The organism is Candidatus Nitrosocosmicus franklandus (assembly GCF_900696045.1).
Lineage (GTDB): Archaea > Thermoproteota > Nitrososphaeria > Nitrososphaerales > Nitrososphaeraceae > Nitrosocosmicus > Nitrosocosmicus franklandus_A.
Genome location: NZ_LR216287.1, coordinates 1,102,580 through 1,123,691, shown reverse-complemented (window position 1 = coordinate 1,123,691; position 21,112 = coordinate 1,102,580). Strand labels below are relative to the sequence as shown.

The following is a 21,112-nucleotide window of genomic DNA, read 5'->3' as shown; positions in this document are numbered from 1 at the left end:
TTAGTCATGAAATTTAATTTTTTTTCTAAGGAATTACTTAAATGATTTTACCTTAGTTGGAAATACGTAAATTATTACCAATATGAGGTTACTCTAATTATTTTATTTATAGGATGTTATATTAAGAATTTCATGAGTTCAAATATTGACTGGAATGACGTCATAAAAAAGGAAGCAAGAGGGTTGAACAATGCTGATTTTGGAGGAGTTCAGGGTGTATCAAATGGATATGTATTGATCCAAAGAGGATTAATTGATCTCCAAGTGTTTGGTATTCCTCAAGAAAAGTAGAGTTTTGATGGAAGTATCTTGAGATTTGGTGTTTGTGAAGATAAAGCTTTAAGCAAGTATCAGGGAGAGTCTACTGAAACTCTTTCACAAGCAGGAGAATCAGCTACATCCACCTTTTATGAACAAGGGGCTCCATTAAAAGAGAAAGATAAAGACACCTTAATTACAATCATCTTAGGTTGATGAGAACTCTGTATGCTAAAAGGACAAATGAAGATGGACTTGATGGGTATAGCCTTGCTGTGGCTGGCGGTTGACACCATGAATTATAGCAAATTCCTTTCTTCAGTATATTGATTCTGTGTCTTAATGAGGATAGGTACTCTTGAGCATTGAACTATGCCCCCACGCGCTCAGACTAAGTGATAATATATTTGATAAAGATATTATCCTGCACAAAATTTTTCATTTTTTCAGATCCCGACTATAATTAATTCTTGTTTCTATTCGATCTTGAATTTTCTTATTCTTACAGGAAACATGGGTTACAGTTAATGGTGTTGGACTTGCATTCGATGAAGTCTCTAACTTAAATAGGATTACTTATTCTCCAAAACATGATCAAAAATTCAATGTTCTTTACACTAACGACAATGTTTTTGGTGGTGGTAGCATTTTCTGGTATATTGTCTTCAGTTATATCGGTACAAGCACAGAGTAACAACATAACAACAGCAGGAACCATTGACCAATTGATATCAAATCCAACTGAGCAAGACCGTGAATCATCATTAGAACCACAATTTAAAGCTGAAATCCTTATTCCAACGCATTACAATAATGGTACTAGTATAGAACAGGAAAAGTATAACGCATTATTTAATGAATTAGTTAAGGAATTTGGTGCAGTATCTGAAAACAACTCTACAATAAACGGTTATTGGATTAATCCACAAGATAATAAAGCCTACGTTGATAAAAACAAAGTGTACTGGATAATAGTACCAGATACAGAAGAAAATAGACAATACTTCGCTAATCTAAAAAGCAAATTAGAGTCATTGTTTGATCAGGAATCTATATTAATTTACTTTACACCAGTACTGAGTTTATTGTCAAAGTGATAACTGTAAATTGTAAATCTATTCCTACATTGATATCAATATTTTTTATTTGAATTTCAGCATAATCTAGGATTTATCTGGATATAGTTAATTGTTTTACGAAACCCTATTAATACTGGTAACTTAATCCCCGCGAGTCCAAACTAAATGCGACTGTCTCGTAGTAATAATGGTAGTAGATCAATACGCGATTATTACAATTTTTCCAAATATTCATTCCAAATTAGCAGTGCATTCTACCGAATCCATCCTCTTCAATGTAATAGAGCAACTATACTCTTGATCCCTTTATGATTTTTATATCTTAAAGACAATGAATCTTCATGAGTAACGCAGGCACTAGTGGTAGCAGCTCGTTTAAGGATAAAATTCCTCGTAATCATATAGAAATTTTCCTTTACCGCGCCCCTACGAAAAACCATGATGCAATGATGGAGGTCAACAGGAAATCTAGAGATTTCTTTATGAAGCACGGAGCTTCTAGCTTTGAGGTGTTTTCTCTTGAAAATAGAGAGAACATAATGGAATTTGTGAATCTGTCAAAAACCATTTCTGCTTCTGAGGAGGAAGAAGTATGGCTTGAGATTCAATCTTACAGAGATGCAGAACATGTAAAAGAATTTTCAAAAAGCATGGAAGGCGACACAAGTATTGAATCACTTTATAAAGAATTTACGCAATTAATAACTCCAGGTTCGGTAGTGTCATTTGGTGGATTTAATAAATTAGTACAGGTATCTTTTGATTCGTAACCAAAACAGAATGATCAAATCAGTGACATTATAAGAAATAACTTATTTTTTGATGGTATTCATTTTTCATAGAATCAACATCTATAACTCCACAATTGAGAACACCATATACCATATATACACTGATACTAAACATGGTAGTAGAATGAACTATAAGGTTTGTCTATCAGGATTAATATAAACAAATCTATCTTTTTAAATCCTCCCTTTCAACCATTTGTCATACAGATTAAGTGAATTTTGTTTATGTTTATCACAATTATATATTGTAATTTTAAATCCATACAATCTTATTGTCGTTGAGCCTGTTGCCTGGTTTTTGCATTCCATATATTGACACATTTCATTCTCGTAACTCATTTCAAGGCCTCATCTCTTACTAACAGGATCTAATATACACTCATGTTTTTTTGTTTTGATAGCATTCTTCATCACGCAAAAATTGATAGCATTTTTACATTTCAATTATTTTTCTGTCTCTACGTAGTTATCATGTCATTGCAGCAGTATTTATATTTGGTTAATTCAATAGTAATGCCAATATTTGCTCGAGTAAACAGTTCTTTGGTATGTATGCGTAGTCATTTCATTTCCTCTTTTATTTTCATACTTTGGAATAGACTTGCTCATTTCCATGTCCTAGATTCTTGTGATTCTATATCCTTTGTCTATGAAATAATTTATGACCATATGTCTAATAGTGGTACGTTGCATCATCATCATCAATTGAATATGATCTGAAATAACTATGTAAATTCATTCAACTCTGAGCTGCACTTCTAAGCTAGGAAAGTTTCTCTACTTCGGAATAATGTACAAAAAAGATTTTATTTAACCTTGACCCATCCCCACGGTGTTTTCAACTCAACCTACATATTTGATATCCACGACGATAGTAACTTTTTCACTCTTGAATGGTTAATTATACTTGATCGGTCTACTACAAATTTTCTGTCCGTGTTAAATACAGCGATAAGGATGTCATTTGACTTTATAAATACTTTCACCTTTAGTAAATCTAAATTTGATAAAAATATTATTTTTAGAATTTTAAAATGTGTATAGCAACTATCCAATTAATTATATGATGTTTTAATTGTATTCACCATACAACGATGCAGATGGTTCAGAAACTACTTATTGTGAATGACATAGCGATATTCGCATTGTTAATCCTGTTTGTAATAGGTTTTCTGTCATATGATTATGATCTGTTTGGAATGAGTGAATCTATCATACCACTACCTAAAGAATACAAAATTTACTTTGAATTTATCCCTTGGCTTGTGTTTTTATTACTATCTATAGATCTTTTGATCAAATATCTATATGTAGGCAAGGATTTGAGATATTTTTTAAAAAAGTATTGGTTAGATTAAGAAAATATGTCTTCAATAGAGATATTCTTAAATAACTAATTACTACATACAGTCAAATGTTAGAAAATATTTTGATTTCGTCTAAGAATTCTATCAAATCTCATTATATTATTTTCATATTCTTTGGAGTTTTTATGATTGGAAACACCGTATTCAATGCAGATACGTCCAGTGATGGTAATGAGATTAGTAACAATAATAACAATAGCAACAATGCATTTGCACAAACCTCTGAATTTAGACAAGATATTGGTGGAAAATATACAAATCCTAAATATGGTATAATAGAATTTGAAATTCCTGTTGACTGGTTTGCGACAGAAAGTATGAATGGTGATAATGGAATTGTTCTCACTATGATTCCAGGGACAACCGAAGAATTCTTCACACGATTAAATACTCTTCCCGACAATGAAACACTGCCTATACTGAACCTTGTTGTGCAAGATAAGATAGATCTTAGAGAACGACAGCTGTCATCTTCCATGTCTGGATCCTCATCGTCTTTCTCTTCCGAGTGCACAGAATTAATCTCTAATTCAACATCCACAATAAATGGTAAACTATTTCAAATTTCAACAATGAAGTGCTCAATGGCTGATAAAGAACCGATAGCCGAAAGTATCGACTTTGGTCATCATGAAATAACTAAATCTTACAAATATGATTCACCTACCACAATGTATATCCTACAATTGGTATTATCTAGTGACTATTCATCAAATAAAATGATAATTGAATCATACTTATCTAAATTCGAACCAGTCATCGATAATGCAATTCAAACATTAAGGATAAATTAACAAACAGGGATTGTGATTTGGTTATTTATTACTGGTATAGTAGAATCATTGGTTGATTCCATTCACCTTCGAAGCATATCTCCATGTTCTCAGAATTTACCTTTGTTATAGTAAATCCTCGATAATGCTATATTGTGTTTGATTTACTCGAAGAATTCGTCCCACACTGAAGCGAGTAGAGCCGGGTCCTACTATCACTATCACTATCCTGATATCGCTAGAAACCCCTCCAATAGAAGAAATTAGCATAGTTTCGTCATGAGATTGGTTCATTTTAGAAAAGTTATCTATTTTTGAATGATTATCTATCGGTTAAGATGGATTTTGTTCAAATAAACTTGACTGAGCCAAAATATTTGTTTTATATATATTCTTATTAATGTATGATATAATATATGCTTCAGCAATCAAAAGATTGTAAAGCTTTTCTCTTACTGGAAAATTGATGATTTCTTTATATACTTTTCAAGCACGAAATAAATGTGTCGCATGCGACACAAATGTTTAATTAATTATCCTTAATAGATCTATACCACGAAACATTTATAAATGATCAAAATTTTAGATACCCAATTCTTACCGTACCACAGTATATCCGTTTGAGTTTGATTTTCCTCTGGGTTTTATGATTGTAATAATGGTCTATGCTAGAGTTTGCATCCCCAAACGGGTAGTTAGTACTACATATTCCAATCGGTAATCCTCATAATATCTATGACAAGTCTACTTGCTCAAAAAGCATGATTTTCTATCCTGTTTACAGTGGGGCAGAAGAAGTGGGTTTTTCTTTCTTCTTCTTCTTCTTCCTATACCCCTCTTAGAATAAATTTTTGAAACTAGATAATGATATGGTTTGGCATGTTCCTCTCCTTCTACATCTAGTATCCGCTTGAGCATTACCATCATCACTACCACCATCGCCATGACCACCACTAAAATCACTATCATCAACTAACTTGGTTATCGTTTTCTAATAGATCTTGATACCATTTTTCTTTTTTATACGCTAGAACTAAAATATCATATTGACCCTAATCCCTGCTGCCATCACTAAAGACTACCTTTGTATTTCTGCTCTTTTGTATTCTCCTTGATTAATTCTAAAAGTACTAGAATATTAGAGTATTGCAACTAGTTAGCAAATCCCATATATTTTTTTTCTAATATTAAAGATATGAATAATAAAACACAAAATATTCATAAAAACACAAACAAAAACAAAATGCTTGTAGCATCAATTGCAATGGTGGTCGCTTTGGCTCTATTATCCAGTCCATTGGTAGCCATGGATAATGATGCTCTTGCAACAAACAAGAAGGGAAATAAAGCAAAACAATCGATAGAACAATCACAGTCATCAAACCAAAATGGTCTGTGTGTTTCAGGTGCTAGTACATTCTTCTCATGCAACAACGCTAGCTTCCAGCATCAGTTCAACAGTGGAAACAACGCTTTAGCACAATCCGGACAAGGTGGAAACTCTGCAGAACAAAGCATTAGCCAATCTCAATCTTCTAACCAGGGAAGCATAGTAGTTTCTGGTGGAGATACAGTAGGTTCTGGTAACAACATTAACGTTCAAAGCCAAACAAACACCGGTAGCAACGCAGCAGCACAAAGCTAACCTAAATCTTCTTTTTTTAAAATCGTAAACGTTTTGATTAACCTGGAAATCAGAAAGATGAGATAACTCCCTTAGATATATTATGTTCTTTATAAGAATTTATGAATGAAGGAGAAGAGGGATTAGATACTGATAATTCTTCATATCTTTATGTAGCTTTAACCACAGACATACCAAGAGGATTATCAAAGAGCTTTTCTATTAGAACCGATGGAAAAAAAATTACTGAAATAGCCATTTTTAATCTCGAGGGAACCTATTACGCGATTTCTAATTCATGTGCACACAAAGGGGGACCACTAAGTAAAGGATTCATTAAAGGAGAAATGGTAACTTGTCCATGGCATGGATGGAAATATTCTATCAAGACTGGTAAATCTCCCCATAAAGGAGGAGATAGTGTTAATTCTTATCCTATTAAAATAAAAAATGATAAAATCTATGTAAGTTCTATCCCTTCTAACGTTGGAAAAAGATTATTTCAACCTCATAAAGCCTATCTGAAACTAAAGGATTCGGTAGATGATTATTTATTGCATAAATCCAGTGATAGTATTCTCCCAGTAGATGATAAAAAAGTAAGAATTCTTGGAATATCTACTACCAACGCAAACGATAAGATAGCTCCACGTCAAAGTACATCAGAAGATGCATTACTCTTTGCTTTGGAATACGCAAAGAAAACACTAAAAGCAGAAACGGTTTTGATTAAACTTCGAGAATTAGAATTTAATCACTGTGAGGGATACTATTCAAAGAATGCTAACGCCTGTATTTTTCCCTGTTCCATTTCAGAAAGAGATCGCGAAGATCAGATGATCCAAATTTATGAAAAAGTAATACTTTGGGCTGATATAGTTTTGATTGCCACACCAATAAGATGGGGTAGCGCGAGTTCGTTATATTACAAGATGATTCAAAGAATGAATTGTATTCAAAATCAAATAATTACTAATAATAGATATCTGATAAGAGATAAGGTGGCTGCATTCATAATTACAGGAGGTCAGGATAATGTTCAGCATGTTGCAGGAGAACTATTTTCATTCTGGTCTCAAATGGGCTTTGTGTTTGGCAAATTCCCCTTTGCAGGATGGACAAGAGGATGGTATGCTGAGGATACAGAAAATAATTACGATTCGATGACTTCTAGTCTTGCTATGAATAACAATACCATAGGGGAAAACAAAATCTCCAAGATGAGTAATGATTTGATAAACACAATTAAGGGTGCCTTCGAAATTGCATTGCTCTTAAAACAAAATAGATATGATCAAAAAGTTTTGTATACTAAAAATGAGGATTAAATGTTTGGTATATACAGCTTTTTTGTTAATAGGGATATAGACCGATTTATTGTACTTACAAGTTGTTCCTCTGAATTGACTTGTTTACTTGATCGGATACACCTTCATCGAATTATGATCTCTTGTTTGTTGCTCTAGCTTGTTCATATTAGTTAATGTTCAGTATTTCCAAAATTAAATACATAAAGGGATTACTAAAACTAGCGTGTGAGTGTAAGGACGTCTTTTTATGACCATTATAAATTTTTACACGAAGGTGTACTAATTTTAGCAGGTGTATAAAAATACCCTGGAAGAGAGATGTTACTAGTTGTTCTAGTTAGTCCTTCAAATCAAAAAGACTAGTATCGGAATTTATTAGTCGATAGGTGTTTATTCCAGTTCTCAATCTCTACATCAAATCCTTTAATTGTTCTTCAAAGTGTTCGTCGGTAAGCCCATCTGGTTTAAGAAATGTCCAGGTCGTTGTGCTACCGTGACCATTATTGATTATCCTAACATATACTATCCATGATAGGCCTCCGCCTTCAAATAAATGGTCTAGTATTCCTAGTTCTCTGTCCTTCGCTACTATTTTTAATCTAGCATTTCCTGCTATTATGTGATCAAAAGAGTACCATTCATTCATATCTCTGACGACGTTACTGATTGCACCGCCAATCTCCAAATTCTTTGCATTTTCAAAAAAATTAAAGACCATGTCCTTACTTTTATGCGATAACATGACCTTCACTATGGTTTTTTTTTGGCTCTAATTGAATTGTAGAACTCATTTCATTCATTACCTATGTATATTACATAAGTATCACTTACCCACTGAGGGGTAATGGTGAAGGAAAATCGAAAGCACCATTATGAACAAGAACTATGTTGAACAGCTAACTAATTTAGGATTGACACGCGGTGAAGCGAGAGTGTATTTAGCAATGATACAAATTGGACCATCAAGAGTAGGAAAAATTGTAGAAATATCTGGTGTATCTCAATCCAAGGTTTACAATGTGCTAGAACGTCTTATTCTAAAAGGACTGGCAAGTTACAACATACAAGATAATATCAAACACTTGCGGTCATTGGCACCATCACAGTTAGGTGAGTATATTCAGAAAAAAGAAGATGAATTAAGAAAACAGAAAGAAGGAATAACCAAGATCATTAATGATTTATCCAAGAATGTATATGCAACAAAGAGAAGCACATCTGAAATATTTCTAGGAGCGAGGTCATTGCGTTCGGCATACATGACCTTGTTAGGTAATGCAAAGAAAGGAGATATACTCAGATATTTTTATCCATATCTTGATACTCATGAGAATGCTTCACCTTTTTATTCCCGATTCTACAAATATCAAAAATCAAAACGACTGGTTGAGAGAGGAATCGTCAGCTCAGAATTTAGAAACTCGCAGTATTTCAAGGAAATTCCCAAGGATGTAAAGCTGCGTCATGTAGATTTTCCATTACCGGGAACCATTGACATCTTTACCAATAAACTGCTTATAATAGACTGGAAAACGATAACTGGTGTTCTAATAACGTCTAGTGAAATAGCAGGTATTTTTGTAGACTATTTTGACAGTATATGGAAAATAGCCCAGAGATAACTTTCGATTTTAGATGTTTGAATTAGTTATTCTTTACCTCGCTAGTTTCTTATTATTTTGTTAAATTCATAATGAGTGTTTCTATTACGTCAAAGTGACTAATAGGTGCGTACTATTTGTTTTTTTTCAACAATAATGTAATAAAGTTCTATCAGAAAAAAGATCTACAAAACATGAACATCAAATATCAATGAACGTGTTGAATAACTTGAATTGGAACGCCTAGCGGAGCTTCTTTTTATACTTGCAAGCATGGATAGACTAACACTACTTTCTGAAATACACAATATGAGATTAAAATCGAGTCATCTTACTTCAAAGTTGTCAGCTACTCCTCAGGAAACTTCAAAACACCTGATGTGTTTACGCAACGCAAAATTAATAGAAAAGGACTCTGAAGGTTTTTTTGGTCTCACTACATTTGGTAAGAACGTTGTAAATCTTGTACCCTCATTTGTCTTTCATGCTCAGAATAGAGAATATTTTTTATCGCATGACATATCTTCTCTTCCGTTAGAATTCATTGAGCGTTTGGGTGAGATGCAAAAAGCTGAACATGTCGATAATGTGGGCTCGGTTTTTGCACATTTGCAACAGGTTGTTCAGAGTGCAGAGAAGTACATATGGCTCATGGCAGATCATCGACTAGGCAATCAGGAATACGTTACCAAAAGTGGAAGGCTTGACATTAATTCTATGATGACATGGAGAGTAATTCTTCCTGCTAACAGCAACATCAATTGGGCAGAAGTCCGCAAAAGTGCCGGAATTCATAAGGGCAGAATTGAATACCGTATGATAGACGATTCTGAAAATATCAAAATAGGTATAGTCATGAATGAGAAAATATCAGAAGTGGTATTCCCAGACACTGTGGGAAAAATTGACTTTAATGGTGGTTTCAGAAGTGATAATGCTTTGTTTCATCAATGGTGTAAGGATCTGTTCATCTACCATTGGACCATGAAGGAAAGAAGTGTGGAAATTTGAGAGGCAGAAGCGTACAAAATAGAATAGTGTTTAACATATAATTTGCCACTATATAACAATAAATGGACACTTTCTCGTCAAAAAATTATCAGTTTATGTGCTAAGCATTACTTAACCTATCTCTAGTTGTAATTTTCAAAAGTAGTTCTATCACAAGAAAATAATCATGATGGCGTCAACAAAGTAGTTGATTTTAAACACTTCCGTTGAAGAGATCTAATAAATGAAAATATAATAGTAATCTCAATGATTAATAAAATAATTACAGATGACACTACAAACATAGGAGAACTACAGACAGAAACTAGTCCACCTATGTTCTCATATTGTGTATCAGATAAGAATGTAGAACAATCGACATCGCAGTTTGATGGATGTAGTATAGAACCAATTACTTCCAACAATTCAACAGAACCGAGTTCCGATACGTGGTTACACTGCCAAAAAGATCATCACAAATCGTTTCCACCACATTAAGGAGTAGCAAAATTATGTCAATTTCGGAAATTAGATATATGATGACTTTAACTGGAGGTATCCTAATTGTTATTCTTAGCACTAGCGCAACTGATTCTCTTGCTCAAAGTGAGTCGACAACTTCTATGTTGGATCAAAGAACTAATGTAACCGAGGCCACCTTCACAGCAACTACAACCTTCAATCTACAACCATTGTTTGTGGAGCAAGGCAAAATTACAGGACAGAGAGTACTTGGTGTTGTACCTCAACCTCAAATAGAAACCAGCTTTATGACCAATACGAGTTTCAGAAATGGTACGACGTCTCCTGTTGTAAACGCAGTAAATATCGGTACAACTACAATCACACTTAATGCTGACGGAATATTTCACGGTGAAGGAAAGGGGTTGCTGCGATCCCAGGGTACTGGTTTTGCAAGCTAGACCAGTAAAACTATAGGCAATTTCGCTCAAGGGAAAATTTTGGTCCGTGGTGTAACATTCTGGAGCACCCCTCCATCATCATTATCGACATCCGGGGGTGGCCTTGAATTTTTGAACGGTGTCATAGGGCTCTTCAACATGGAAATTGATAGTCGTGGAAATTTATCAGTTACAGAATGGAAGTGGAATACTTAGAATCAAACTGAAAGTGTTGACTGGAAAATATACATACTTTTCTCCTATTATGGAAATTGAAATCCTTTTTTTTCAATCTTAATTCGCAGTATTCTGTGGAAAATATTACAGTCTTGAGATATGTTTTGATCCCTAAATAAAGAGGTACCTCTTAAAATAATAATAAAAGATACGAAAAGATGTATAATATGATTATTTTATTGCATTATATATTTAAATAAAAGTACTATTATACGATATTAGTAAATTCAATAAGATACTTTTTCCTTTGTTCGAATATATTTGTATTCTTTTCCGGAACATGATAATGGAGATAATCTTTGTCAAACTTGTGTGCGAGACTTTTAGGAATTAAATATTTTGTCTTTTGTATGTTGATTTGGGTTGACGGTATAAGTTCGAAAAATGTTACTAGTGAGTCTTTTTCAATAACATCTCTCTTTTCATCTTTGGCATTCTTTATCTATAGATGAGTTGGACAATCAATATCTCTATCGCGATAATCTCAAATAGCATCATTTCTTTTGGCAAAACAATGTATTAAAGGCACCAATATTACTCTACAATAATTCCGAGGATCAATATTATCTATTATTTGTTAAAAATATTCGAATCATATCAAATACTATTGACGGCTTCTCTGAAAATGGTGCATGCCCTGTATTTTCTATGATTTGAAGATTACTATTTTTAAATATCTCTTTAAATTGTTTGGAATGTGTAACCGGAATTACGTTATCAATAGCACCCCATATAATTAGGGCTGGTATATTGTCAATACTTTGTAACTCCGAAATTTCGATATGCTTTTTTGTACTATTTTCAAAAGCTGATTCAAATGCGTGTTTTGCCCCCGTCAGTTTAATTCTCTTTATAAAGCCATCAATGAGAGTAGAATTGAGGAGCGTCGGATTTCCGAGCATCTTTTCGAACACGCTCTTAACATTTTCAAAGGATGGGTTTAATGCAGCGTTTAGGTATTGTTCCAGTATAGGGGTTGGTTCATTTAGCATTCCCGAGGAATCTATGAGAACGAGTTTCTCTATTAGGTCTTGGTCGTCTATGGCTGCTTTTGCGGCTATATATCCGCCCAGTGAATGGCCTATTATTGTTGTTTTGTAATTATCATCACCCTCACCATCACTATCGATACTATCATTTTTCCAAATTCGTTTACAAGCAATGACGTCTGTAATGAATTTGCTAAAGTTCTCAATAGTGTATTCTAGTGTTACTGGCTTATCACTACTACCAAATCCTAAAAGATCAACAGCCACTATTGGATAAAAATATCTTGATAAAGCATCAGGGATATCTCCCCATCTATCTGAGGATGAACCTAGACCATGGATAAATAAGATTTTTTTCTTTTTCGAACTCCTGTATTTTTCAGATTTCAGGTACCTTATCTGGAAACCATTTAGCATCACTTTGTTCTCCTGCACTTCAATCTTACCTTGTGGTATGTTATGCTTTCTGGTACTTTAACTATTTGAGTGAGAATTGGAGGCAAAAATAGCAATAACTGTGATCTGATGTGGTCATCAAGAGATACATAGCATGAATACATCATAGAATTCAGTTGTAACTAGTTCTAATTCAGAATGGTTGAAGCGACAAATCATGTGCTATACATAGTGAAAGCTTTCATATCGACTAGATCTCTCAGTGATAAAAATTATCTGAAAATGGTATTATAATTAAAATTATAAATCCGACTTTTTTAGAATATGATCAAATTCCCTTTGGACTAACCATAAAACACCGATCTTAAATTACATGTTGTTTGTTCTGCCATCCTTTTTTCTTCCACTACCTTTTTTGATTAGATTTGTCTCTTCAATTACTATATTCATATATCGTCTAATTTCGTTATCATCTAACATTGTAGAAGCGATTCCTGTTCTTTTTTCCAAAATTCCTGCATGCTGACGGATCAATTTTACAACGTTTCGTGTCATTTCTGCATTCTCCTCTGCATTACTTAAAGTTTCAAGTAGGTTATACTCTTTTACATATTTTCTGACTAATCGACGTAATTCTGCATCGTGAGATACTGACAACGCTACAGCATATATTCCCATAGTAAAAAGAAAAGATGCAAACACGATAAAAGCACGTTGGATTGCTCCAAAGGGTGGAAACGAGTTATTTGTTATCCAGTTGTTGGTTGTTGGAGAAATTAGGAGGGTTGCTAATGCTGCTATAATTAAATAGTTAATAATAGGCGAAGATGCGATTTGTCGTTTTAGCGTTTTAGCCACTAAAATATATGCATATGCTATTACAAAATCAGCTGCAATCCATCCTGCGGTACCAATTATCCTGAAAATAAGGAACCTTTCCTCCATATACACAAATTCGCTTCCTGTTGCCTTTAAAAATTGAGGACCAAACACACCTGTTAAAAAAAACACAGGTGGCAAAATTATAAGTATCCAAAATATTTTTTTTCCGATCTGATCCCTAAAGTAACGAAGGAAAAATGCGACAGCAACTGTTTCTGCGATAGCAATTGCAGTAACTTGTGGGACAAGAAATCCGTAGAGGTGAATCACAAGTTCTGTATTACTTAATTGTCTGTGTGCCATGGAATTACTAGCAGGGTAATCTGGATCTATCGTCGGAGGTCTTGAAACGACCAGTTGCTTTATATCTAATGTGATTGCAACAGTAGTACTGATACAAAGAAGTACCGATGATATCCCAAAAGCCAGTATCATAATATTTTGTCGTTTTTTGACACTCAAACTGAACCATGACAAAAATTTGTATGCGCGAAAACCAAAGAATAAGATGGATACCGTACTTGTGAGGAGAAGTAGAATTAACAGGTAAGTACTATATTGTGAAAATAACGTCATTTCAACAATTAGGATTACAAAGATGACCAAAAGCGTATAAAGAAAAATAGGAGTTGCTTTGTAAAGCCGATTAAAAAACGAAGGCGCCTCGAGGGTTTTGCGCAATGCAATCATATAATCTCTCAGTGCATATAGACAGGCAAAAAATACGAGGATACTCATTATGACAAACATTATTAAACCAAAAGAAGAAGTAAGAGGCTTTCCTAAAACATCAAAAAAGGTGCCAAAGATGACATCGGTTATGATTACTCCCCAAGCGATAAACGTCATTAAATACGTTTTTTTGTTGATGATGCTTGTAGTGACAATCAATGGCAATATTGTTCTTCACACTTCATTCCATGTATTTGGTTTTAACCTTTTCGGAAGTTTTAATAGTTAGATTATCAATCGTTTTGTTCAAATAATTTTAAATGTTACAATATTTCTTTTATATTTCATTTATGACAAGATGTATATGATCAATGAACTATTGAATAACCATTTTATTTCAGAAATGTAATAAATGAAAGTTTGAATGGTCTCAGATAGGTTTTTGATACTTTAGATCGCCTAAGATAACATTTGTTCTTTGTTTATGCAATTCAAATTCTGTCAGAGAGTGAATAGTAATTATAGTGAAACATCGTTAACAATGCATCAAATTTATTACATTATATCTATGGGGCGGAGGAAAATAGAGCACATCATTATCACCGGCTCTGTTCATTTAACGATAAACCTATAGCTTGAAGATGTCCTATTTCTTTTATGATTAGCAGAAACAGAACACCTTCAAGGTATGTGTATTATGGCTTACATTTGTACTTTTCAGGTTTATCTTTAAGAAAAGCCTCGGAAAGATTGTCTCAGATGTATAAAAGAAACCATGTCTCCATCTGGAATTGGATTCAAAAATACAGGCCTCAAAAATTGAAAGCATCAAGAAGAAGAATTCTAGAATATATTGTAGACGAGACAATGTTGAAGGTAGGGTCAGAATACATCTGGCTTTGGGTGGCGATAGAGCCTGCAAACAGACAGATCCTCGCACTTTCTATATCCAAAGAGAGAAACATGTTTGTTGCAGAAAGATATCTTTCTAATTTGATCAAAGTTCATGGAAAGCACCCAGTTTCTACAGATGGTGGGACTTGGTATCCCATGGCTTGTCAGTTTCTCAAACTCGATCACCATATTCATTCCTCTTACGAGAAAAGTGTAATCGAAAGAACGATGCAATATATCAAGGATAGAACCGAAAGTTTCGATGACTATTTTCCTTGCAGAGTAAAGAATTGTAAGTTGAAGCATGTACACAATTGGTTGCGGTTATTTATTGACTATCATAACAGAGAAATAAAACATGTTAACTGAACAGAGCCTTATCACCTATCACCCCATTTGATAATCGATATTTCCTTTATCTGATGATTTGCCTCTTCATGTAGATGTACTGTACCCTCCCATTTCTTATAATTTTTGATATTTTACTCAAAATATTATTCAATTCACGTAATTTTTCAAACGGCCATAAATGTTTGATTACAATCTATATTGAATGACTTTTTTTGTATTCTCTTTGAAAATGCCTATATGTTCTCTTTTTCCTCTGATGTGTTATGATAATCTACTCCAAGGATCCTTTTACTGCTAGAAATCCAACATGCCTAACCTTTTATAGGATCTTTTCATCATTCTAATGTGGTTATATTTTAGTTTCAAACATTCTTGGTATTTTGTTGATCTTGTTCGAACACAAATCTTCCTCCATATTTTTTTTCAAGTAAGTGTAGTAGTACTCTATCATCTTCTTCTATTTGTCCATCTTGTAATTTAGTTTCGTCTGTGTTTTTGTCAGTAGCTGACATAACGGGAGATTGTCCAATATCATGGAAAAAGTGTTCAAATCCTGCGGGCCTAAACATCATTAACAAAATCCCTCTTTGTTCTCCGACTTTCTTATATGAATGAGGTATATTTTTTTCAAGCCTAAACGGTTTATCATCTTCTCCAAATGATTTCTTTATTTCTTGATCACCATATCTAAATACAAACTTGCCTTCTATGACGCATATTGTCACGTCTTCCTTGCTATGTTCATGTAATTCTATTTCTTTCTCAGGACCGGCCGGAAAAGTTAATTCTATCAATGAATATTTGTTATCTGTCATATCTCCTGTAACCAATATCTTTATGTCAACTCCAAAAAGACCAATTTTCTCGCCTAGACCAATATTATTCTTGTTCTTGTCATTAATGTGATAAATGTCATTTTTGAAATGATTTACATTCAATACAAATAATTATCATTATCTAAATAATAATGTATCTATTTATGAGATTGGATTATTTAATTGAAGTTATTTGGTGAAATAAATATATTGTTTGTTGGAAAATTATCATAATCTTGTCTATCTTCAATTTTTCGTATTATATTGTATTGAACTCATATATCTCTTTAAAACCATGCTATTACGTAGAATGTGATCTTCGGTTAGGAACTAAATTTATAAAAAATCCATTAGAGGTTAGCGTCTTAAATTCCTGAAATTTGGTCCAGTCAGTTCCTCCGTATTCGATGGTATGTTCATTGTCAAAACTGCGATTTTTACTGAATCTAGATACGAGCTTTAAAACTACTTCTTGTTTGATTTCCTGCCCCTTCTTTCTTTTATGTATTCAAAGAAGAGTGATGACAACCCTCCTGCAAATCCTGCTCCTATTAATGTGATCATTGATCCATAAGCTGCCCAAAAGGTTTTCAGTTCTTCTTGAAATGTTGGGGGTTCAACTACGTCTACTGTAAAGTTCCCGTTTTTGATTTCATATCCTTTGGTGTCTATAATTATGGGATATTCGTTATTAAAATCAATTAAGTTTGATGGAAAATTTGATCCAAATGAAATATTGGCTGTAATTGGAATAGTATATGTCCCTATTTTGGCATCTTTTGGAACACTAATTTCGATTTGAACTGGTTCAGTAGTTGAACCTCCAATTGTGGAATTTGTAAGATTATCGTTTTTGTTTTTCATGACAATATTGAGAGATGTATAATTTGAAAAGTCATAGAGATCGGTGATGGCAGATATTTTTCCACTGCTCGACAAAATTTGTAGGCCTATTGTTTTTGTTTCGCCTTTTTTTAGAGTAATTTCCTCTGGTGATGTTAACACTCTAAAGGAATCAGCAGGGATATTTATCCAATTGGTGAGATCAATACCCAATGTCCCATCACTAAATGATACAAGATCATAAAACATCATTCTATAGGATGAATCGACAGAAATCTTGTTCATATCAAGTGAAAGGATTACATAGTTGTTGTCGTTTTCAAAACTCGTATATCCACTTTGGTTTTGCACCAAATCCAATATCTTATACTTTCCCAAAGATGAATACTCTAGTAACAATTTATTCCATTTCTGCAACTTTATGGAACCGGTATTATTGATCCATTGAATTTCTAACTGATAATCCACTCCCTCTTTACCAGTTGACGAGTCCTTGTCGCCATCTATCAAAATACCATATGCCACTGAGGAAATATTCTTAATGTCCTTAGACCTTAGAAAATTGTCCCCAATCCATATTGTGGAATTTAATCGATCCATTTTTTCAAAAAATGCCACTCGCTGTATGTCTAATGCTGAGGTTAAAGTTGAATTCACTAATCTGTTTTGAATCCATTGACCTGTTTCCAAGTCTATTATCCGTGCATCACTTAAATCGTCCATAATTTCCTTTCTGGGAAAATCTGAATAAACAAAGATTGTAGATTCTAAAGCGTAACTTAGTGATAGATAAGTAATTACCAAAACTGTTCCAGCTAAAATAATATTTTTAGACGTGCCTCCTCCTTCTCCTCCTCTCCACGTATCTCTTCTCATCTCATCAGCATAAGACCTATCAAAAAGCTATTTGTTTGTTGCTTGAAAAACAACCGCAATTTGCATCTAAAATCCTCATAGAGAGCAAAACAATATGCTGAATGTATTGGGATCAAAAGTAAGTGTTATTGACATGCATTTTGAATAGTCTTTTCTTGATTCTACTGAAAGATTAAAGACTCGGACAATAGTTTTTGTAACTCTTCTGTCCAAGATCACGATCAGCACATCTTCCATCCTTGACGCCATAAATAAAAACTAAAATTAATGACCCCCATAATAGAAAACATGCTTTTTCGGGATATTGTTATGTTGGTGATTGTCTCTACATCATTAATTATAGGAAGCAGTTTCTTTGTACGCGATTCAGTTTATGGTCTATCCTTGCAAGATAATTGCTGCAGGCCTCTGCTTTTATCACCGATGGCCTCATCAGGCGACAATCTTTACATCGTATGGCCCGATAATAAGACAGGAAATTGGGAGATATTTTTTACTAAAAGTGAAAATGGTGGAGACACCTTCAAGACACCAATTAATATTAGTAACAATCCTTCTTTTTCTGCCAATGTTTCTATACTGGCTCATGAGAATCATGTATCTATTACTTGGTGGGACAATCAGACTGGAACGATTGAGCCATTCGTAAGGTCAAGTCATGATTTTGGAGATACCTTCAATGAGCCGCTGATGCTAAATATTTCTTCAATCGGATAAGTGGTACTTCACCGATATCGGCAGAAAATCATAACCAATCCTCTCTTTCTATATCTCTCTAATTTCTTGTTATTGAACAAAGCCATCGGAATTGGATCTGTGGTGGATTCATTTAAAATTAGGAATTCGCGATGAGGGGTAATAAAATGGAAATATTTTAATTTTATACAGGTTATCAAGTTCTTGATAAAAGAACACAAAAATTATATTTTGTATATTTGATGCCTAAAAGATCGATATTTGCAACGGAATCTTGCTATTCCAAGGAGCTCTATTTTATGACTGAATTCGATCTATTTTAATAGGTGCGAAGATAATCTAATAGATAAATAAATGAGTTAGACCCCTATCCTTTGATAGTTGTATAATAGGATAAAGACCATTTTGTATTCATTATTCTTCTTCTTTGTTGCAGGATTATGTGAGATAGGGGGAGGATATTTAGTTTGGTTATGGTTGCGCGAAAGCCATAGTTGGATATTTGGTGTATTAGGCGGTCTTGTGCTATTTATGTATGGGGTGGTTCCAACATTTCAAAAAACACATTTCCATAGAACATATGCTGCATATGGGGGAATTTTTATTGTAATGGCTTTATGCTGGGGGTATCTGTTTGAGGACTTTGTTCCGGATATTTACGACATAACTGGAACAATTGTTGCTGCTATAGGCGTTATCGTTATTTTTTATTATCCCCGTAAAGAGGATGAAAAAATTGGAATCGGTACTTCCGACTAACTCTTTCGTTATTTTTCTTTTTTCCACTATTGGACTGTTTTTGATTGCTGCAATAGCTGAAATAGGAGGTGGATACCTTGTATGGCATTGGCTAAGAGATAAAAAGACTTTAACGGTTGGACTTTTAGGAAGCATCATACTAGTTCTGTATGGAATAATTCAAACTTTTCAACCATCGAATTTTGGAAGAGTATATGCAGCTTATGGAGGAATCTTTGTAATGATGGCGATCGTCTGGGGATTGATCTTAGATAAGAAGAGACCGGATAGATTTGAAATAGTCGGTGGCTTTATAGTGCTATTAGGTGCATTAATAATATTTTATGCGCCTCGATAGTAACCATACTACTTACAAATCGATTTATTTGTAGATATGATTACATATTCTTTTACCTCATGACCTCGCATCGAAAATGACTTTCAAATTAAATTTCGAGTGTCAAAATTTGTATCTACGTATATGTCATTATGGAAGTCATATTTCTAATAGCATGGTTTAGATTCAACCTCAAACATATTTCCAAAAGTTCAGGTTAAATCAATTCTGGGATTTTTTAATTACTATGAAGATTTCTAGTAGACAGTAAAGCTCTTTTATTCTCTTTAGCTCTCTCTCTATAAACTGCATGCTGTTACTATCTTCTGTAAAATTCATTATTTCTTTATAGTTAACGTCTCTGAATACTTGTGGGTTTATCAGCTAATCTTTATTATTTTTAGCTAATTTTTCTCCTTGAATGCAGATTGAACACTTTTAACAAATTTCTTAGAATCTGTAACCCATCCAAAAACTCCGCCCTGCATCTTTATCTGTTTAATTGCAGCCTTATAGTTGCCATAGTCAGTAGCACCGGTTCCATCCTTTAGCAATGTACACCAGTAGCCAAAATCATTAGCTTCTCTCATAATAGTGTGAACACATACGTCAGCTGTGATCCCAGCTATTACCAGATGGGTAATTCCCATATTCCTTAATATCAACGGCAGATTGCTTTGCCCAAACGCCCCCTTTCCTGCTTTGTCAATTACATATTCCCCTTGTATTGGATATAGTTCCCTTACAATGTCCCAGTTTTTTTCACCCCTTATCAGTAACCTGCCAAGACCACCAACTGGCGTATCGCCTATGCCCACACCATCTCCAATGATTTTACTCCGTAGTACTTTATTGTATGGCGCATCGGAAAGATCTGGTAGATGACCCTCTCTGGTGTGTATTACTCTGATATCGGTTTTATTCCGTATTACATCCAAGACACTTCGTATAGGTTTGATTGGTGCCGAGGTTAAACTCAAATCATACTTCATGACGTCAACATAACCCTTTGGGCCGCAGAAATCAATTTGCATGTCTATACTGATAAATGCTGTTCTAGCCGAATCAAACTCCACATATGCTGTATCACCAAATCTAGGACAATCCTCTACTTCAACCTTAAATAACTTTCCTTTGGGAGGTCCATACAGCCAGGTTGGAAATTTAAAGGTGTGTGTTCTGCTAAATTCCTCATAGTCTTTTTCCAGTTGTGTTAACATTTCATTTTGTGTTTTAGTAACATTATTCCTTTTAATTATCTTCATCGATTGACGACTAGTCTTTTGTTTGTTCTTGAGTTTTGCAAGGCTACTGTTATTGTTCAAATAGTTTTTTGACTTTCTTTTACCTCCTATCCTAGTACTCTCAAATAACTTATACTTTCTAGTTGTCATATAGAATGTAATTTCTTCCCTCGATTATATTTTTTGTTGAAGCAAAGTAAATCTAAGCAGCTAAAGCAATCTTGGTTGATAACATTATTTTTGAAGTTTGTAGGTTGATGTTGTTGTTGATGCTAATGTTGATGATGTTATTACCGTTGTAATAAGATCATTTATTGTTTCTAAACTGTTGAGTGTAATTCTTTGCAGTTTTTTATATGTAATGTAATTGCTGTTAAAGGTGAATATTGCTAGTTTGTTAATCTTGTCGTGATCAGGAATGAAAAAATTATCTTTAAAGACTTTAAT

General features: G+C 33.8%; 25 protein-coding genes. 17 read left to right on the top strand and 8 right to left on the bottom strand.

Translation table 11 applies throughout. From position 1 onward, the window contains the following. Nucleotides 1-132: 132 nt before the first annotated feature. From NFRAN_RS13700 to NFRAN_RS05235, 5 genes are all read left to right on the top strand, one after another. Nucleotides 133-291 (top strand): hypothetical protein, encoded by a 159-nt coding sequence (locus NFRAN_RS13700; RefSeq protein WP_172602146.1) that lies wholly within the window; start codon nucleotides 133-135, stop codon nucleotides 289-291. 18 nt (nucleotides 292-309) lie between these two features. Further along, nucleotides 310-474: a hypothetical protein gene (locus tag NFRAN_RS13695; protein WP_172602145.1), complete on the top strand. Its 165-nt coding sequence runs from the start codon at nucleotides 310-312 to the stop codon at nucleotides 472-474. Between the two features lie 374 nt (nucleotides 475-848). Further along, nucleotides 849-1,355 carry a hypothetical protein gene (locus NFRAN_RS05250; RefSeq protein WP_134483554.1) on the top strand — a complete coding sequence of 169 codons (507 nt, stop codon included), beginning with the start codon at nucleotides 849-851 and terminating at the stop codon, nucleotides 1,353-1,355. Between the two features lie 323 nt (nucleotides 1,356-1,678). Beyond that, on the top strand, nucleotides 1,679-2,107 hold the full coding sequence (locus tag NFRAN_RS05245; protein WP_134483552.1) for a DUF1428 family protein: 429 nt from the start codon (nucleotides 1,679-1,681) through the stop codon (nucleotides 2,105-2,107). A 1,435-nt stretch (nucleotides 2,108-3,542) separates the two neighbouring features. Next, a complete protein-coding gene (locus NFRAN_RS05235; RefSeq protein ID WP_145988031.1) occupies nucleotides 3,543-4,289 on the top strand; it encodes a hypothetical protein in 747 nt (248 codons plus the stop codon). Nucleotides 4,290-4,394: 105 nt separating this feature from the next. On the opposite strand, the gene NFRAN_RS13690 is transcribed toward NFRAN_RS05235, so the two are convergent. Together NFRAN_RS13690 and NFRAN_RS05230 are read right to left on the bottom strand one after the other, a co-directional pair. Beyond that, a complete protein-coding gene (locus NFRAN_RS13690) occupies nucleotides 4,395-4,562 on the bottom strand; it encodes a hypothetical protein (RefSeq protein WP_172602144.1) in 168 nt (55 codons plus the stop codon). Nucleotides 4,563-5,012: 450 nt separating this feature from the next. Continuing rightward, nucleotides 5,013-5,237 (bottom strand): hypothetical protein, encoded by a 225-nt coding sequence (locus tag NFRAN_RS05230; RefSeq protein ID WP_134483546.1) that lies wholly within the window; start codon nucleotides 5,235-5,237, stop codon nucleotides 5,013-5,015. Between the two features lie 226 nt (nucleotides 5,238-5,463). Here NFRAN_RS05230 and NFRAN_RS05225 point away from each other — a divergent pair, with 226 nt between their 5' ends. Together NFRAN_RS05225 and NFRAN_RS05220 are read left to right on the top strand one after the other, a co-directional pair. After that, nucleotides 5,464-5,913: a hypothetical protein gene (locus NFRAN_RS05225; RefSeq protein WP_134483507.1), complete on the top strand. Its 450-nt coding sequence runs from the start codon at nucleotides 5,464-5,466 to the stop codon at nucleotides 5,911-5,913. Nucleotides 5,914-6,014: 101 nt separating this feature from the next. Further along, on the top strand, nucleotides 6,015-7,220 hold the full coding sequence (locus tag NFRAN_RS05220) for a Rieske 2Fe-2S domain-containing protein (protein ID WP_134483544.1): 1,206 nt from the start codon (nucleotides 6,015-6,017) through the stop codon (nucleotides 7,218-7,220). A 391-nt stretch (nucleotides 7,221-7,611) separates the two neighbouring features. Here the strand turns inward: NFRAN_RS05220 and NFRAN_RS05215 are convergent, their stop codons facing one another. Next, the gene (locus NFRAN_RS05215) at nucleotides 7,612-7,920 is read right to left on the bottom strand and encodes a hypothetical protein (RefSeq protein ID WP_134483543.1); all 309 of its coding nucleotides are present in this window, start codon (nucleotides 7,918-7,920) and stop codon (nucleotides 7,612-7,614) included. Between the two features lie 154 nt (nucleotides 7,921-8,074). On the opposite strand from NFRAN_RS05215, the gene NFRAN_RS05210 reads away from it, so the two are divergent. The 5 genes from NFRAN_RS05210 (at nucleotide 8,075) to NFRAN_RS13685 (ending at nucleotide 10,911) form a co-directional block, all read left to right on the top strand. Continuing rightward, nucleotides 8,075-8,824: a TrmB family transcriptional regulator gene (locus tag NFRAN_RS05210; RefSeq protein ID WP_134483541.1), complete on the top strand. Its 750-nt coding sequence runs from the start codon at nucleotides 8,075-8,077 to the stop codon at nucleotides 8,822-8,824. 213 nt (nucleotides 8,825-9,037) lie between these two features. Next, nucleotides 9,038-9,814, top strand: coding sequence for a hypothetical protein (locus NFRAN_RS05205; RefSeq protein WP_134483539.1), 777 nt, complete (start codon nucleotides 9,038-9,040; stop codon nucleotides 9,812-9,814). A gap of 246 nt (nucleotides 9,815-10,060) precedes the next feature. Further along, complete coding sequence (locus NFRAN_RS05200; protein ID WP_134483537.1) at nucleotides 10,061-10,291, top strand: hypothetical protein; 231 nt, start codon at nucleotides 10,061-10,063, stop codon at nucleotides 10,289-10,291. 14 nt (nucleotides 10,292-10,305) lie between these two features. After that, nucleotides 10,306-10,716, top strand: coding sequence for a hypothetical protein (locus NFRAN_RS05195; protein WP_134483535.1), 411 nt, complete (start codon nucleotides 10,306-10,308; stop codon nucleotides 10,714-10,716). Between the two features lie 39 nt (nucleotides 10,717-10,755). Then, the gene (locus NFRAN_RS13685; RefSeq protein ID WP_172602143.1) at nucleotides 10,756-10,911 is read left to right on the top strand and encodes a hypothetical protein; all 156 of its coding nucleotides are present in this window, start codon (nucleotides 10,756-10,758) and stop codon (nucleotides 10,909-10,911) included. A 584-nt stretch (nucleotides 10,912-11,495) separates the two neighbouring features. On the opposite strand, the gene NFRAN_RS05190 is transcribed toward NFRAN_RS13685, so the two are convergent. Further along, entirely contained in the window at nucleotides 11,496-12,338 is an 843-nt protein-coding gene (locus tag NFRAN_RS05190; RefSeq protein WP_145988030.1) for an alpha/beta fold hydrolase, read from the bottom strand. Nucleotides 12,339-12,686: 348 nt separating this feature from the next. After that, nucleotides 12,687-13,661, bottom strand: coding sequence for a hypothetical protein (locus NFRAN_RS05185; RefSeq protein WP_134483531.1), 975 nt, complete (start codon nucleotides 13,659-13,661; stop codon nucleotides 12,687-12,689). A 277-nt stretch (nucleotides 13,662-13,938) separates the two neighbouring features. On the opposite strand from NFRAN_RS05185, the gene NFRAN_RS05180 reads away from it, so the two are divergent. Further along, entirely contained in the window at nucleotides 13,939-14,160 is a 222-nt protein-coding gene (locus NFRAN_RS05180; protein ID WP_134483529.1) for a hypothetical protein, read from the top strand. A gap of 368 nt (nucleotides 14,161-14,528) precedes the next feature. Continuing rightward, nucleotides 14,529-15,134 (top strand): DDE-type integrase/transposase/recombinase, encoded by a 606-nt coding sequence (locus NFRAN_RS05175; RefSeq protein WP_134483527.1) that lies wholly within the window; start codon nucleotides 14,529-14,531, stop codon nucleotides 15,132-15,134. A gap of 344 nt (nucleotides 15,135-15,478) precedes the next feature. Here NFRAN_RS05175 and NFRAN_RS05170 read toward each other — a convergent pair whose 3' ends face one another. Together NFRAN_RS05170 and NFRAN_RS05165 are read right to left on the bottom strand one after the other, a co-directional pair. Continuing rightward, nucleotides 15,479-16,054, bottom strand: coding sequence for a hypothetical protein (locus NFRAN_RS05170; protein ID WP_134483525.1), 576 nt, complete (start codon nucleotides 16,052-16,054; stop codon nucleotides 15,479-15,481). Between the two features lie 342 nt (nucleotides 16,055-16,396). After that, nucleotides 16,397-17,650: a hypothetical protein gene (locus tag NFRAN_RS05165; protein WP_134483523.1), complete on the bottom strand. Its 1,254-nt coding sequence runs from the start codon at nucleotides 17,648-17,650 to the stop codon at nucleotides 16,397-16,399. A gap of 288 nt (nucleotides 17,651-17,938) precedes the next feature. On the opposite strand from NFRAN_RS05165, the gene NFRAN_RS05160 reads away from it, so the two are divergent. From NFRAN_RS05160 to NFRAN_RS05150, 3 genes are all read left to right on the top strand, one after another. Next, nucleotides 17,939-18,367: a hypothetical protein gene (locus NFRAN_RS05160; RefSeq protein WP_145988029.1), complete on the top strand. Its 429-nt coding sequence runs from the start codon at nucleotides 17,939-17,941 to the stop codon at nucleotides 18,365-18,367. Between the two features lie 384 nt (nucleotides 18,368-18,751). Continuing rightward, the gene (locus tag NFRAN_RS05155; RefSeq protein WP_197731133.1) at nucleotides 18,752-19,105 is read left to right on the top strand and encodes a YnfA family protein; all 354 of its coding nucleotides are present in this window, start codon (nucleotides 18,752-18,754) and stop codon (nucleotides 19,103-19,105) included. A 10-nt stretch (nucleotides 19,106-19,115) separates the two neighbouring features. Further along, nucleotides 19,116-19,442, top strand: a complete 327-nt coding sequence (locus NFRAN_RS05150) for a YnfA family protein (protein ID WP_134485684.1) — start codon at nucleotides 19,116-19,118, stop codon at nucleotides 19,440-19,442. 383 nt (nucleotides 19,443-19,825) lie between these two features. Here NFRAN_RS05150 and NFRAN_RS05145 read toward each other — a convergent pair whose 3' ends face one another. Continuing rightward, a complete protein-coding gene (locus NFRAN_RS05145; RefSeq protein ID WP_197731131.1) occupies nucleotides 19,826-20,815 on the bottom strand; it encodes a cysteine hydrolase family protein in 990 nt (329 codons plus the stop codon). Nucleotides 20,816-21,112: the final 297 nt, after the last annotated feature.

What these genes read in the sequence shown, in the direction of transcription:
- NFRAN_RS13700 (WP_172602146.1), top strand. Translation starts at nt 133, where the DNA reads ATGAGTTCAAATATTGACTGGAATGACGTCATAAAAAAGGAAGCAAGA.
- NFRAN_RS05250 (WP_134483554.1), top strand. Translation starts at nt 849, where the DNA reads ATGATCAAAAATTCAATGTTCTTTACACTAACGACAATGTTTTTGGTG.
- NFRAN_RS05245 (WP_134483552.1), top strand. Translation starts at nt 1,679, where the DNA reads ATGAGTAACGCAGGCACTAGTGGTAGCAGCTCGTTTAAGGATAAAATT.
- NFRAN_RS05235 (WP_145988031.1), top strand. Translation starts at nt 3,543, where the DNA reads ATGTTAGAAAATATTTTGATTTCGTCTAAGAATTCTATCAAATCTCAT.
- NFRAN_RS13690 (WP_172602144.1), bottom strand. Translation starts at nt 4,562, where the DNA reads ATGAACCAATCTCATGACGAAACTATGCTAATTTCTTCTATTGGAGGG.
- NFRAN_RS05230 (WP_134483546.1), bottom strand. Translation starts at nt 5,237, where the DNA reads ATGATAGTGATTTTAGTGGTGGTCATGGCGATGGTGGTAGTGATGATG.
- NFRAN_RS05225 (WP_134483507.1), top strand. Translation starts at nt 5,464, where the DNA reads ATGAATAATAAAACACAAAATATTCATAAAAACACAAACAAAAACAAA.
- NFRAN_RS05220 (WP_134483544.1), top strand. Translation starts at nt 6,015, where the DNA reads ATGAATGAAGGAGAAGAGGGATTAGATACTGATAATTCTTCATATCTT.
- NFRAN_RS05215 (WP_134483543.1), bottom strand. Translation starts at nt 7,920, where the DNA reads ATGGTCTTTAATTTTTTTGAAAATGCAAAGAATTTGGAGATTGGCGGT.
- NFRAN_RS05210 (WP_134483541.1), top strand. Translation starts at nt 8,075, where the DNA reads ATGAACAAGAACTATGTTGAACAGCTAACTAATTTAGGATTGACACGC.
- NFRAN_RS05200 (WP_134483537.1), top strand. Translation starts at nt 10,061, where the DNA reads ATGATTAATAAAATAATTACAGATGACACTACAAACATAGGAGAACTA.
- NFRAN_RS05195 (WP_134483535.1), top strand. Translation starts at nt 10,306, where the DNA reads ATGTCAATTTCGGAAATTAGATATATGATGACTTTAACTGGAGGTATC.
- NFRAN_RS05190 (WP_145988030.1), bottom strand. Translation starts at nt 12,338, where the DNA reads ATGCTAAATGGTTTCCAGATAAGGTACCTGAAATCTGAAAAATACAGG.
- NFRAN_RS05180 (WP_134483529.1), top strand. Translation starts at nt 13,939, where the DNA reads ATGACAAACATTATTAAACCAAAAGAAGAAGTAAGAGGCTTTCCTAAA.
- NFRAN_RS05175 (WP_134483527.1), top strand. Translation starts at nt 14,529, where the DNA reads ATGATTAGCAGAAACAGAACACCTTCAAGGTATGTGTATTATGGCTTA.
- NFRAN_RS05165 (WP_134483523.1), bottom strand. Translation starts at nt 17,650, where the DNA reads ATGAGAAGAGATACGTGGAGAGGAGGAGAAGGAGGAGGCACGTCTAAA.
- NFRAN_RS05160 (WP_145988029.1), top strand. Translation starts at nt 17,939, where the DNA reads ATGCTTTTTCGGGATATTGTTATGTTGGTGATTGTCTCTACATCATTA.
- NFRAN_RS05145 (WP_197731131.1), bottom strand. Translation starts at nt 20,815, where the DNA reads ATGACAACTAGAAAGTATAAGTTATTTGAGAGTACTAGGATAGGAGGT.